Below are 11,999 nucleotides of genomic sequence, written 5' to 3' on the forward strand. Positions count from 1 at the left end.
CAACATGGAACTGGTGGAAACCGCCGCCCTTGACACTTTGCCGCAGGGAGTGGCCGGTCGGCGTTGGCGGGGCTTCCCCCTCCCCCCGGGGAGAGACGGGAGGAGGGGGCACAACGGCGGGACGTCTCAGCGATCAAGGCGCCCGCCGCCCGTCCGTGAAGTCCCTTCAGGTGCAGCCTGCCCGTCCGTTTTCGCCTCTCCGGGGGCGGGAGAGGGCGGGGCGGAGGGGCTGCCGGGCAGGGGACTTCAGGAGCTCGAAAAAAACCTCAGGCCTTCAGGATGCCGCGGCCGGCGAAGCGGGATGCCACGCCGAGCTGCTCCTCGATGCGGATCAGCTGGTTGTACTTGGCCAGACGGTCCGAACGGCTGAGCGAGCCGGTCTTGATCTGGCCGCAGTTGGTGGCGACCGCCAGATCGGCGATGGTGCTGTCCTCGGTCTCGCCCGAACGGTGCGACAGGACGGCGGTGTAGCCGGCCTTGTGCGCCATATCCACCGCTTCCAGCGTCTCCGACAGCGTGCCGATCTGGTTGACCTTCACCAGGATCGAGTTGGCGACGCCCTGGCGGATGCCCTGGGCCAGACGCTTGGGGTTGGTGACGAACAGGTCGTCGCCGACCAGCTGCACCTTGTTTCCGATGGCGTCGGTCAGCGCCTTCCAGCCTTCCCAATCGTCTTCCGCCATGCCGTCCTCAATCGAGATGATCGGGAAGCGGCCGACCAGATCGGACCAGTAGGCGACCATCTGTTCCGGCGACAGCGACTTGCCTTCACCGGCCAGCTCGTACTTGCCGTTCTTGAAGAACTCGGTCGAGGCGGCGTCGAGCGCCAGCATGACGTCGTCGCCCGGCTTGTAGCCGGCGGCCTCGATGGCCTTCATGACGAAGCCGAGCGCCTCGTCGGTCGAGCCGATGTTGGGGGCGAAGCCGCCTTCGTCGCCGACGTTGGTGTTGTGGCCGGCGTCCTTGAGCTTCTTCTTGAGGGACTGGAAGATCTCGGAGCCCATGCGGATGGCGTCGGCGCCGGTCTCGGCACCCACCGGCATGATCATGAATTCCTGGATGTCGATCGGGTTGTCGGCATGGGCGCCGCCGTTGATGATGTTCATCATCGGCACCGGCAGCAGCGAGGCGAAGGCGCCGCCGACATAGCGGTAGAGCGGCAGGCCGGCATCCTCGGCGGCGGCGCGGGCGACGGCCAGCGACACGCCCAGGATGGCGTTGGCGCCGAGCCGGCCCTTGTTCTCGGTGCCGTCGATCTCGATCATCGTCATGTCGAGCACGCGCTGGTCGGCGGCATCCATGCCGGTCAGGGCCTTGGCCAGCTCACCGTTGACCGACTGAACGGCCTTCAGCACGCCCTTGCCGCCGAAGCGGGCCTTGTCGCCGTCGCGCAGCTCGACCGCCTCATGGGCGCCGGTGGAGGCACCCGACGGCACCGCGGCGCGGCCGAAGGCGCCGGTCTCGAGGGTGACGTCGACTTCGACGGTCGGGTTGCCGCGGCTGTCGAGGATTTCGCGGGCGCGGATTTCGGTGATGGCGCTCATGGGAAGGGATGTCCCGTGTGTGGAGGTTGTTCAATCGGGCCGGTTTCGGTCAAGCCGGGGGCCGTTTCAATTTTGGCCGTCATTCCCGCGAAGGCGGGAATCCAGGGCTTGCGGAGGGAAGCCGTGGAGCCAGCCTGGATCCCCGCCTTCGCGGGGATGACGGCTTGGAGAGGGGGGTGAACCGGAGGAGGATGTTTGCGGTCGCTCAGCGCAGCTTGGGGCGCCGGTAGATGAACCAGTAGACGGCACCCACCATCAGCGCTCCGCCGATCCAGTTGCCGAGCGTGACGGCGGCGAGGTTGACCAGATAGTGGCCGACCGGGATCGACGGCGCCGCGCGGCCGAGGTCGTGCCAGAAGCTGTCGGGCGCCCCCCATTCGATCAGCAGGCCGAGCGGGACGAAATACATGTTGGCGACGCAGTGCTCGAAGCCGGCGGCGACGAAGGCGGCGACCGGGAAGGTGATCGCCAGGATCTTGTCGCCGACGCTGCGGGCGCCGAGCGCCAGCCAGACGGCGAGGCAGACCAGCACGTTGCAGAGGATGCCGAGGAAGAAGGCCTGATCGGTCGGGTAGGAACTCTTGGCCGCGGCGAAATACAGCGCCGAGGCGCCGACGGCGCCATGGCCGAAGGTGTATTGCCCGGACAGGAAGACCAGCAGCGCCGTGCCGGCGGCGCCGACGAAATTGCCGATCCACACCGTGGTCCACACCCGCAGCATCTCGCGGGCATGCAGCCGGCCGCTGGCCCAGGCCATCACCATCAGCGCGTCGCCGGTGAACAGCTGCGCGCCGCCGACGATCACCAGGATCAGCCCCATGGAGAAGACCAGGCCGCCCAGCAGCCGGGTCACGCCATAGGGCAGCATGCCCTCCGCACCCGCCATGGTGACGGTGGCGAACAGGCCGCCCATGGCGATGAAGGCGCCGGCCAGCACCGCCAGGGCGAACAGGGTGGGGGTGTCGTAATGGGCCTTCTTGACGCCCAGATTCTCGGCGGCGAGCGCGATGGCGTCGGGCATCAGCGCGTCGAGTGATTGCGGGGTGGGCTGGCTCCAGCCTCCCACATCCTTGCTGTCCATGTTCATCGGTCGATGTCCTCGCTGCCGCCATGTAGCTTTACTACATACTCCCGTCGGGACGGCGCTGGCAAGCGCACCGCCTGGGCCATTCGGTCGCAGGGGTGGGACGCATATCGACGAGGATGGTAAAAGGAAACGGCGGATTTTCAAGGGGATTGCAAGGGGTGCCTCACCGCTCTTGCGCCGGCTGCGCTTCTGTAGTGTTGCTACATCATGCCCGACGGACATCGCAGGTGACAAAGCGGCCCCGGCCGGCATGCTTGGCCCGGTAGAGCGCATTGTCGGCGGCCTTCAGCAGGTCCCGCGCATCGTCCGCATCGCGCGGGAAGAGCGCGATGCCGATGCTGGCACCCACCGACAGCGTCTGACGGCCGAGCGTGATCTCCGCCGACAGCGCATGGATCAGCTTGTCGGCGACGCGCTCTACGTCGGCGACGGACCCTGCGCCCTCCAGCAGGACGGTGAACTCGTCGCCGCCGATCCGCGCCACGAGGTCGGAGGCGCGCAGGCATCCGGTCAGCCGCTCCGCCGTCACCCGCAGCACCTGATCGCCCGCATCATGGCCGAGCCGGTCGTTCACCGGCTTGAAGCCGTCCAGATCGATGAACAGCAGGGCGAGCGGCTGGCCGATCCGCCGCGCACGGTCAAGCGCCCCTTCGGTGCGGGCGAAGAACAGCCGGCGGTTGGGCAGGCCGGTCAGCGGATCATGGTTGGCGAGATGGTCCTTCTCCGCCTCGCTGCACCGAAGCATTTCTTCCATCTGGCGGCGGTCGGTGATGTCGCGGGAGATACCGACGACGCCCAGGATGGTGCCCTGCGGATCGCGGCAGGCGGTCTTGACGGTTTCCATCAGGCGGCGCCGGCCGTCGGGGTAGACGAACCACTCTTCGCCGCGTGTCATTCCCTCCCGCATGGTGCGCAGGTCGGCCTGACGGCGCCGCTCGGCGGTTTCGGCATCGACCATGTCGATGTCGCGCAGCGGGCGGTCCGGATCCGGCTTCCAGCCGATATAATCGAGGGCTGCATGGTTGTAGTTCAGGTAGATGCCGTCACGGTCCTTGAAGAAGACGAAGTCCGGCATCGAATCGATCAGGCTTTGCAGGACGGCCCGTTCATGGTGCAGGGCCTCCAGCGTGGCGCGGTGGTCGGTCACGTTCTCCATCAACCACACCTCCCCGCCCTGGGTGAGATAGGCGAAGAAGCGGATCCAGCGCCGAGTGCCGTCCTTGCAGGTGACCTGCAGTTCGGTCAGCACCGAGGCTTCCGCCAGCCGTGCCGCGTCGTAACGCTGGCGCACCTCATGGTCGCGGCCGGGATAGGCGAGCGCGAACCATGCGTCCATCGAGGGAAGATCCTCCTGCCGATAGCCGGTCAGCCGTTCCGCCGCGCGGTTGATGAAGATCCGCTCGCCCTCGACATAGGCGGCGGCCATCGGCAGATGCTCCACCATCCGCGACAGCCGCATCTCCGGTGACGGCGGCATGTGGTTGGCGGGAATTGGCCTGCCATGGACAAGCATCGCCAACCGCCCGTCCGTCAGGTGAAGTCCGCTGCAGTCGCAGGACAGGACGGTCTGCGCGCCACCGGCCGCAACCGTCCAGCACTCGCCGATCCGCTCGCCGGCCGACAGATGCCGGGCATAATCCGACAGCCGCTGCCGGACGGCATCGGGAAGGCCGCCGCCGCTCGCGGCGAGGTCCCGGGCAGACCGGGCGCCCCAAAGCGCGCAGGCCGCCGCATTCGCCCACAGGGTCCGGCCCGTCTGCAGATCGACCAGCCAGACCGGATCGGAGATCAGGTCAAACGCCGATAAATCATTCGTAGACCAACAATGATCGAATATTTGGCTGGTGCAGGCTGCGACGCCCATGTTGGCAAAAGCCCAAGGTGAGACCTTTGAGCATTTTATGGGACCGAAACGTTAAATTCATACGAACGCAACATTGTGGGGCGATCCGGATTGCGCTGGGAAAAGAGGATCGGGAGCCAGCGCGCTGGTAATATTCACTCGCGACGCCGACGGAATATTACCGGTGCGTGTTCGGCCGACAGGCGACCCGGTCAGGTCAGGTCCAGTTCCTGGATGTAGCGGGTCAGCGCGCAGCTGGCGTTCAGCATGTGGGCGCGCATGCAGCGGGCCGCCTCCTCTCCGTCGCCGCGGGCCATGGCGGCGAGGATCTCGCCATGTTCGGCGTGGGAGGTCGCCAGACGGTTGCCGTGGCGAAGCTGGGTGCGGCGGAAGGCGGCGAGGCGGGCGCGGACGCCGACCGCCTGTTCGGCCATGAACTGGTTGTGGGTGGCGTGGTAGATCGCCTCGTGGAAACGGCGGTTGAAGTCGTCATAGGCGCCGAGATCGCCGCCCGCCACCATCTCCGCCGCCGATTCATGCATGGTCTGCAGCCGGCTGCGTTCCACCGGCGTGATGCGGTAGGTGGCGAGACGGACGCACATCGCCTCCATCTCCGCCGTCATTTCGAACATGTCCATGATGCGCTCGGCCGTCATGGTGGCGACGACCACGCCGCGGCGCGGCCGGACCTCCACCATGCCGGTGGTGGCGAGCTGGCGCAGGGCCTCGCGCACAGGCGTGCGGGATGCGCCGAAGCGCTGGCCGATCTGCTGTTCGTCGAGCGGGGTGCCGGGCTTCAGCCGGCCGGTCGCGATCTCGTCGGCCAGCGCCACCCGGATCTGGTCCGACAGCAGGCCCTTCTCCTCGGACACGATGTCGGTCTCGGACGCGGGGAACTGGGGGTCGAACTGGTCCAAGGCTGAATCTCCGGAGCGGCGTCGCCAGGGGGCAGGATAGACAGGCTTCGCCGCCGGTGGAAGAGGATGGGCCCCCGATCGGTCAGCCGCCCTTCAGCCGCCCATCAGGGCGCGGGTGGCGATGAACAGCACCGACGGACCCATCAGGCAGCCGAGCCCGGTGTAGAAGGTGGCGGTCATCGCGCCATAGGGGACCAGCTTCGGGTCGGTGGCGGCCAGCCCGCCGGCCACGCCGCTGGTGGTGCCCATCAGCCCGCCGAAGACCATGGCGCTGCGCGGGTTGTCCAGGCCGATATAAGGCGCCATGAAGGGCGTGCCGATCATCACCAGCACCGACTTGACCAGCCCGGCGGCGATGCTGAGCGCCATCACGTCGGAACTCGCCCCCAGCGCCGCACCGGTCACCGGCCCGACGATGTAGGTGACGGCGCCGGCCCCGATGGTGGTCATGGAAACCGGGTCGGAATAGCCGAAGGCCAGCGCCACCGCGGCGCCGACGACGAAGGACAGCAGCACGCCGGTGAACAGCGATACCACGCCGCTCAGCCCCGCCTTGCGGATCTCGCCGAAGCTGACGCCGAAGGCGGTGGAGACGATGGCGAAGTCGCGCAGCATCGCCCCGCCCATGAAGCCGATGCCGGACAAAAGCTTGATGTCGGCCAGCCCGTTGTGCCCACCGCTGGAGACGCCGCCGGCATAGGCGAGCGCCAGCCCGATCATGATGGCGATGGCGGAGCCGTGCAGCCGTCCGTTGGTGAGGACGCGAGACAGCCAGTAGGACACCCAGATGGTGGCGCCGACGACGGCGAAGGCGGTCAGCAGGCCGTTCTTGACGAGAACACTGGTCAGGACGTCGAACATGGCGGTCACTCTCCGCTCTTCAGGGGCATTGCACAGGCTGCTTCGGGCTGCGAGGTGTCGCGGCGCGCATCGGCGGGCTGGCCGATGCGGGCGATCACCGGGACCAGCGCGAAGCTGAGCACCACCGCCAGAACCCCGGCGATCAGGGCGGCCGGACCACCCTTCACCGCGGCGACCACATCCTGCTGCGCGGCCATCGCGACGACGATGGGGATGTACATCGCGCTCCAGAACAGGATGCCCTGTTCGGCCAGCGCATTCATGCGCAGCGTCCGCTTCAGATGGTCGGAAAACAGGATCAGCAGCAGCATGGCGATGCCGACGCCGCCGACATTCGCCTTCACCCCGATCAGGATGCCCAGCAGATCGCCGACCACCAGCCCCGCAAGCATGCAGGCTGCCAGCAGGGCGACACCATAGACGACCATGGTCCTTCTCCTCTCCGTTGCTAAGCCCGCCAAGGGGGCGTGGTGACAGTTTGCCGAGAGCGCGGCAGCCGGCGCCCGGCCGCGGCTTTCGCCTTCGGGCACGGATTGCTCGACTTAAAGATTGTTTGTATCACCACGGTATACGGCAATCCGATCCTCATCGCAATGTGTATTCGTGGGGATGAGATTTTTTGTTGGTGTATACAAAATTGACCTTCACGAGCCGGTTTGGATACGGCAAGCTGGCATTCACATCGCAAGCGAGAGGGAGGGACAGCATGTCCGCACAGGTCGACCGCCAGCCTGTCGGGCGCGGAGTGTGCGCGCCGACGGCCCGCCGGCAGCGCGGGGGCTGACCGCCATGCGCGACTGGAATCTGCAAGGGCGGAACCGCGATGAGCGGCTGGCCCGTGCCGCCGGACTGGCTGACGGAAAGCGCGTCGCCACTGCCGACGCCCGCGCGCTGCTGGAAGCGGTGCTGGAACCGGGCGACCGCGTCTGTCTGGAGGGCAACAACCAGAAGCAGGCCGATTTCCTGGCCCGGACCCTCGCCTCGGTCGATCCGGCACGGGTGAACGGCCTGCACATGGTGCAGTCGGTCCTGGCCCTGCCGGAGCATCTCGACGTGTTCGAGCGCGGCATCGCCGCGAAGCTCGACTTCTCCTTCTCCGGCCCGCAGGGCGCGCGGCTGGCGCGCATGGTGGCGGACGGGCGGATCGCCATCGGCGCCATCCACACCTATCTGGAGCTGTTCGGCCGCTATTTCGTCGATCTGACGCCCAGGGTCAGCCTCGTCGCCGCCCAGGCCGCCGACGCCGCCGGCAACCTCTACACCGGTCCCAACACCGAGGACACGCCGGTCATCGTCGAGGCGACCGCCTTCAAGCGCGGCATCGTCATCGCCCAGGTGAACGAGCTGGTGGACAGCGTGCCGCGCGTCGACATCCCCGGCGGCTGGGTCGATTTCGTCATCCAGAGCCCGACGCCGCACTATATCGAACCGCTTTTCACCCGCGACCCGGCCCAGATCTCGGAAATCCAGGTGCTGATGGCGATGATGGCCATCAAGGGCATCTATGCCGAGTACGGCGTGCAGCGGCTGAACCACGGCATCGGCTTCGACACCGCGGCGATCGAGCTGCTGCTGCCGACCTATGCGGAGTCGCTGGGGCTGAAGGGGAAGATCTGCCGGCATTGGGCGCTGAACCCGCACCCGGCGCTGATCCCCGCCATCGAGGCGGGCTTCGTCGAGAGCGTCCATTCCTTCGGCTCGGAGCTGGGGATGGAGGCCTATATCCGGGCGCGGCCCGACGTGTTCTTCACCGGGGCCGACGGCAGCATGCGCTCCAACCGCGCCATGTGTCAGGCGGCCGGCCATTACGCCTGCGACCTGTTCATCGGATCGACGCTGCAGATCGACCTCGCCGGCAACAGCTCCACCGCCACGCTGGGGCGCATCGCCGGTTTCGGCGGCGCGCCCAACATGGGGGCCGATGCCCGCGGACGCCGCCATGCCAGCCCGGCCTGGCTGAAGGCCGGACGGGAGGCGCGGGAGGGCGGCGGCCAGATGCCGCGCGGCCAGAAGCTGGTCGTCCAGATGGTCGAGACCTTCCGCGAGCATATGCAGCCGGCCTTCGTCGAGCGGCTCGACGCCTGGGAACTGGCGGAGAGCGCCGGCATGGAGCTGCCGCCGGTGATGATCTATGGCGACGACGTCACCCACATCCTGACGGAGGAGGGCATCGCCAACCTGCTGCTCTGCCGGACGGCGGAGGAACGGGAGCAGGCGATCCGCGGCGTCGCCGGCTACACGCCCGTGGGGCGCGGGCGCGACCGCCGCATGGTGGAGAATCTCCGCGACCGCGGCGTCATCCGCCGGGCGGAGGATCTGGGCATCGACAAGCGGATGGCGACCCGCGACCTGCTGGCCGCACGGTCGGTCAAGGACCTCGTGCGTGCATCGGGCGGCCTGTACGACCCGCCCAAGCGCTTCCGCAACTGGTGAGCCGAAACCCATGGAAACCCTGACTTACGAATATCGCGGCGGCCGTCCGGTAAACTCCCCGCCGCCGTCCGTCCTGGTGGGCGTCGTCGGCTCCGGCAATCTGGAGGTGCTGGTCGAGCCGGCGCCGCTCGGCGGCCTCTGCCGCGTCGAGGTGCAGACCGCAGCGGTCGGCTTCGGCGCGACGTGGCAGGCGGTGCTGGACGACGTATTCGCCCGCCATCCGCTGGCCGACGTCCGCATCTCCATCAACGATGTCGGCGCCACGCCGGCCGTGGTCGGGCTGCGGCTGGACCAGGCGCTGGACGCCTTCGCCGGAGGGACGCAACCATGAGCAGCTATTACGAGGACAGCGCCCGCGGCCGGCTGGACGGGCTGCTCGACCCCGGCAGCCTCATCGAGATCCTGCCGCCGACCGAACGCATGGTCAGCCCGCATCTGCGCCAGCTCGACACCCCCGCCGCCTTCGATGACGGCATCGTGGTGGGCGAGGGGCGTCTGGACGGCCGCCGCGTGCTGGTCGCGGCGCAGGAAGGCGGGTTCATGGGCGGCGCGGTGGGCGAGGTGCATGGCGCCAAGCTGACCGGCCTGATGGAGCGCGCCCTGGACACCCGCCCCGACGGCGTGCTGCTGCTGGTGGAGTCCGGCGGCGTACGGTTGCACGAGGCCAATGCCGGGCTGATCGCGGTGTCGGAGGTGATGCGTGCGGTGCTCGCCGTGCGGGCCGCCGGCATCCCGGTGATCGTGCTGGACGGCGGCACCTTCGGCTGCTTCGGCGGCATGGGCATCGTCGCCCGCCTGTGCGACGCGGTGGTGATGAGCGAGGAGGGGCGGCTCGGCCTGTCCGGCCCCGAGGTGATCGAGACCACCATGGGGGTGGAGGAGTTCGACAGCCGCGACCGCGCGCTGGTCTGGCGCACCGTCGGCGGCAAGCATCGCTATCTGCTGGGCGAGGCGGCGACGCTGGTCGAGGACGATGTCGCCGCTTTCCGGGCCGCGGCGCTCGCGTTGCTGGAGCAGACGCCCGACCTGTCGCTGGCGGCGCTGGACGCCGAGCATGCGGCGCTCGGCAGCCGGCTGGAGCGGTTCGGCGATTGCCGCGACGCCCTCGACATCTGGGAAAAGCTGGGGGTGGAGGAGCCGGAGAAGCTGCCGATCCTCGACACCGCCGGCTTCCTCGCCACCGTCCGCGACCGGAGGGCCTGAGCCATGGACGTGAAGAATCTTCTGAACCGGCTGTTTCCGGACGGGCATGACATCGCTTTCGATGGTGTCTATTTCGACGGCAGCGGCCGGGTCTATGGCGCCGAGGTGGCGGTGATCGGCACCATCGACAACACGCCGATCGGCATCGAGCTGGCCTTCCGCATGGCCGGCGCGGTGCTGGAGGTGGTGCGCCGCCATCCCGGCCGGCCGATCCTGCTGCTGGTCGATACCCAGGGCCAGCGGTTGAGCCATCGCGACGAGTTGCTGGGCATCAACGGCTACATGGCGCATCTGGCCAAATGCATCGACCTCGCCCGGCGCAACGGGCATCGGGTGCTGGGGCTGGTCTATGGGCAGGCGGTCAGCGGCGGCTTCCTCGCCACCAGCCTGCTGGCCGACCGCTGCTATGCCCTGCCCGATGCCGAGATCCGGGTGATGAACCTGCCGGCGATGGCGCGCGTCACCAAGATCCCGCTGGAGCGGCTGACGGAGCTGAGCGCGTCCTCCCCGGTGTTCGCGCCGGGCGTGGAGAATTACCGCCGCATGGGCGCCATCGCCGGCCTGTGGGACGGCGACCTTGCGACCTGCCTTGCCGAGGCGCTGGCCGCGCCGGTGGAGGGCGATCCGCGGCGGGAGTTGGGCGAAGAGCGCGGCGGGCGGCTGCTGGCCCGCAAGGTGGCCGAGCGGGTGCGGCGCGATGCCGTCTGATGTGTGGCCGCGCCCGCGCCATGGCTGGGTCCGGCTGGGAGAGGGCTGGGCGGATTGCCTGCGCTCTCCGATGGCCGCAGCGGAGGCGGCGGAGGTGGCGGACTGGTGCCGGGGCCGGCCGGCCGCTGGTGATCGCGCGCGGCCGGCCGGAGGATGGGGCGGGGGAGCTTCGGTTGGGCCTCGCCACACCGGACAAGCGGCGGATCGGCCTGCATGTGGCGGCGGAGGCGGTGGCCGACCGGCTGGATCCGCTGCCGCTGGCCGAGGCGGTGGAGTCGGCGCCGCAGGCGTGGCGGGCGATGCTGGCGGAACTGGTGCGGCGGGCGCAGGCGCTGGGGGTGAGGCCGGCGGTGTACGGTTCGCTGGCGTGGCAGCAGCGGACGGGGCTGGCCTATGTCCGGCCGGACTCCGACATCGACCTGCTGTTCGCCCCGCGCGACCGCCGGCAGCTGGACGGGCTGCTGGATTTGCTGGCGGCGATGGGTGAGGGCAGCCCGAGGCTGGACGGGGAAATCCTGCTGCCGGACGGCGCGGCCGTCGCATGGCGGGAGTTGGCCGGACGGCCCGACCGCCTGCTGGTGAAGGGGCCGGCGGAGGTCAGCCTGCGCGACCTGCCGTCCGTGCTGGCGCTGTTCGACCGGGAGGATGCCGCATGACCCGCAGCAGCGCCGCGGTTGCCTTCGTTGTCGCCGATGCCGCGGCTCGCTCGCTGCAATGGTTGGACGGACGGCGGTCCGCGCCCTTTATGCCGAACTGGCGCTGCACCCGAAGCCGGGGCTGGTCAGTCCGCTCGACAGCGGCAGCCATGACGACATGGACATGGGCACCTTCCTGCGCAGCCTGTTCGCCCTGCGCGGCTATTTCCGCGCCATCGCCGCTGCCGGTGCGGAGGGGGCCGGGTTCGCCATTCTGCGCGACCTCGGCATCGCCGCCGAGCGCCGGATGCTGTTGGCGACCGGGGATCAACACGCACCGGGGGGCGGTGTTCGGGATCGGATTTCTCGCCGCCGCGGCCGGCTGGCGGTTGCGGCGAGGGCGGTCGCTGCAGGGATCGGCGCTGGGCGAGACCGTCGCGGAGCTGTGGGGTGGCGGAATTCTGGGCGCCGCACCGCAGGTGCCGGACAGCCACGGCGCGCGGGCGGTTCGGCGCTATGGCGCCCGTGGCGCCCGGCAGGAGGCGGCGGAGGGGTTCCCGACGCTGTTCACGCTGGCCCTGCCGGCGCTGGAGCGCGCGCTGGCCGGCGGCGCCGATGCGGAACGGGCGCTGGTACAGACGCTGTTCACGCTGATGGCGGAGTTGGAGGACACCAACCTGCTGCATCGCGGCGGGGCGGAGGGGCTGGCTTTCGTCCAGCGGGAGGCGCGCCGCTTCCTCGACCGTGGCGGGGTGTTCCGCGACGATT

Annotated in this window: 11 protein-coding genes and 1 pseudogene; 6 read left to right on the top strand and 6 right to left on the bottom strand. The window is 69.0% G+C overall.

The genetic code is table 11. The annotated features are described in order from the left end of the window. Window positions 1-266: 266 nt before the first annotated feature. The 6 genes from eno to madL all read right to left on the bottom strand — a co-directional run bounded on the left by eno (window position 267) and on the right by madL (window position 6,680). Window positions 267-1,544: a phosphopyruvate hydratase gene (gene eno, locus B9N97_RS03145; protein WP_085083182.1), complete on the bottom strand. Its 1,278-nt coding sequence runs from the start codon at window positions 1,542-1,544 to the stop codon at window positions 267-269. Window positions 1,545-1,749: 205 nt separating this feature from the next. Then, on the bottom strand, window positions 1,750-2,631 hold the full coding sequence (locus B9N97_RS03150) for a formate/nitrite transporter family protein (RefSeq protein ID WP_085083184.1): 882 nt from the start codon (window positions 2,629-2,631) through the stop codon (window positions 1,750-1,752). Between the two features lie 205 nt (window positions 2,632-2,836). Then, window positions 2,837-4,495 carry a diguanylate cyclase domain-containing protein gene (locus tag B9N97_RS03155; RefSeq protein WP_085083186.1) on the bottom strand — a complete coding sequence of 553 codons (1,659 nt, stop codon included), beginning with the start codon at window positions 4,493-4,495 and terminating at the stop codon, window positions 2,837-2,839. A 191-nt stretch (window positions 4,496-4,686) separates the two neighbouring features. Next, window positions 4,687-5,391: a GntR family transcriptional regulator gene (locus B9N97_RS03160; protein WP_244560522.1), complete on the bottom strand. Its 705-nt coding sequence runs from the start codon at window positions 5,389-5,391 to the stop codon at window positions 4,687-4,689. Between the two features lie 93 nt (window positions 5,392-5,484). Beyond that, window positions 5,485-6,252 carry a malonate transporter subunit MadM gene (gene madM / locus B9N97_RS03165; RefSeq protein ID WP_085083188.1) on the bottom strand — a complete coding sequence of 256 codons (768 nt, stop codon included), beginning with the start codon at window positions 6,250-6,252 and terminating at the stop codon, window positions 5,485-5,487. Window positions 6,253-6,257: 5 nt separating this feature from the next. Beyond that, entirely contained in the window at window positions 6,258-6,680 is a 423-nt protein-coding gene (madL, locus tag B9N97_RS03170) for a malonate transporter subunit MadL (RefSeq protein ID WP_085083190.1), read from the bottom strand. 361 nt (window positions 6,681-7,041) lie between these two features. On the opposite strand from madL, the gene mdcA reads away from it, so the two are divergent. The 6 genes and pseudogenes from mdcA to B9N97_RS03200 form a co-directional block, all read left to right on the top strand. Continuing rightward, window positions 7,042-8,685: a malonate decarboxylase subunit alpha gene (gene mdcA, locus B9N97_RS03175; RefSeq protein ID WP_085083192.1), complete on the top strand. Its 1,644-nt coding sequence runs from the start codon at window positions 7,042-7,044 to the stop codon at window positions 8,683-8,685. Between the two features lie 10 nt (window positions 8,686-8,695). Further along, window positions 8,696-9,016 (top strand): malonate decarboxylase acyl carrier protein, encoded by a 321-nt coding sequence (gene mdcC, locus B9N97_RS03180; RefSeq protein WP_085083194.1) that lies wholly within the window; start codon window positions 8,696-8,698, stop codon window positions 9,014-9,016. Further along, the gene (locus B9N97_RS03185) at window positions 9,013-9,888 is read left to right on the top strand and encodes a biotin-independent malonate decarboxylase subunit beta (RefSeq protein ID WP_085083196.1); all 876 of its coding nucleotides are present in this window, start codon (window positions 9,013-9,015) and stop codon (window positions 9,886-9,888) included. Before mdcC ends, B9N97_RS03185 begins: the two co-directional genes overlap by 4 nt. A gap of 3 nt (window positions 9,889-9,891) precedes the next feature. Then, window positions 9,892-10,596: a biotin-independent malonate decarboxylase subunit gamma gene (gene mdcE / locus B9N97_RS03190; RefSeq protein ID WP_085083198.1), complete on the top strand. Its 705-nt coding sequence runs from the start codon at window positions 9,892-9,894 to the stop codon at window positions 10,594-10,596. A gap of 20 nt (window positions 10,597-10,616) precedes the next feature. After that, window positions 10,617-11,252, top strand: a complete 636-nt coding sequence (gene mdcG / locus B9N97_RS03195) for a malonate decarboxylase holo-[acyl-carrier-protein] synthase (RefSeq protein WP_244560531.1) — start codon at window positions 10,617-10,619, stop codon at window positions 11,250-11,252. Between the two features lie 58 nt (window positions 11,253-11,310). Beyond that, a pseudogene (locus B9N97_RS03200) lies at window positions 11,311-11,999 on the top strand (triphosphoribosyl-dephospho-CoA synthase); the annotation flags it as partial.

The sequence above is a fragment of the Azospirillum oryzae genome, from assembly GCF_900177515.1.
In the GTDB taxonomy this organism is placed as follows: domain Bacteria; phylum Pseudomonadota; class Alphaproteobacteria; order Azospirillales; family Azospirillaceae; genus Azospirillum; species Azospirillum oryzae_A.

Bases quoted from the DNA above. Each gene is read 5' to 3' on its own strand.
- eno (WP_085083182.1), bottom strand. From the start codon at position 1,544: ATGAGCGCCATCACCGAAATCCGCGCCCGCGAAATCCTCGACAGCCGC.
- B9N97_RS03150 (WP_085083184.1), bottom strand. From the start codon at position 2,631: ATGAACATGGACAGCAAGGATGTGGGAGGCTGGAGCCAGCCCACCCCG.
- B9N97_RS03155 (WP_085083186.1), bottom strand. From the start codon at position 4,495: ATGGGCGTCGCAGCCTGCACCAGCCAAATATTCGATCATTGTTGGTCT.
- madM (WP_085083188.1), bottom strand. From the start codon at position 6,252: ATGTTCGACGTCCTGACCAGTGTTCTCGTCAAGAACGGCCTGCTGACC.
- madL (WP_085083190.1), bottom strand. From the start codon at position 6,680: ATGGTCGTCTATGGTGTCGCCCTGCTGGCAGCCTGCATGCTTGCGGGG.
- mdcA (WP_085083192.1), top strand. From the start codon at position 7,042: ATGCGCGACTGGAATCTGCAAGGGCGGAACCGCGATGAGCGGCTGGCC.
- mdcC (WP_085083194.1), top strand. From the start codon at position 8,696: ATGGAAACCCTGACTTACGAATATCGCGGCGGCCGTCCGGTAAACTCC.
- B9N97_RS03185 (WP_085083196.1), top strand. From the start codon at position 9,013: ATGAGCAGCTATTACGAGGACAGCGCCCGCGGCCGGCTGGACGGGCTG.
- mdcE (WP_085083198.1), top strand. From the start codon at position 9,892: ATGGACGTGAAGAATCTTCTGAACCGGCTGTTTCCGGACGGGCATGAC.
- mdcG (WP_244560531.1), top strand. From the start codon at position 10,617: ATGGCTGGGTCCGGCTGGGAGAGGGCTGGGCGGATTGCCTGCGCTCTC.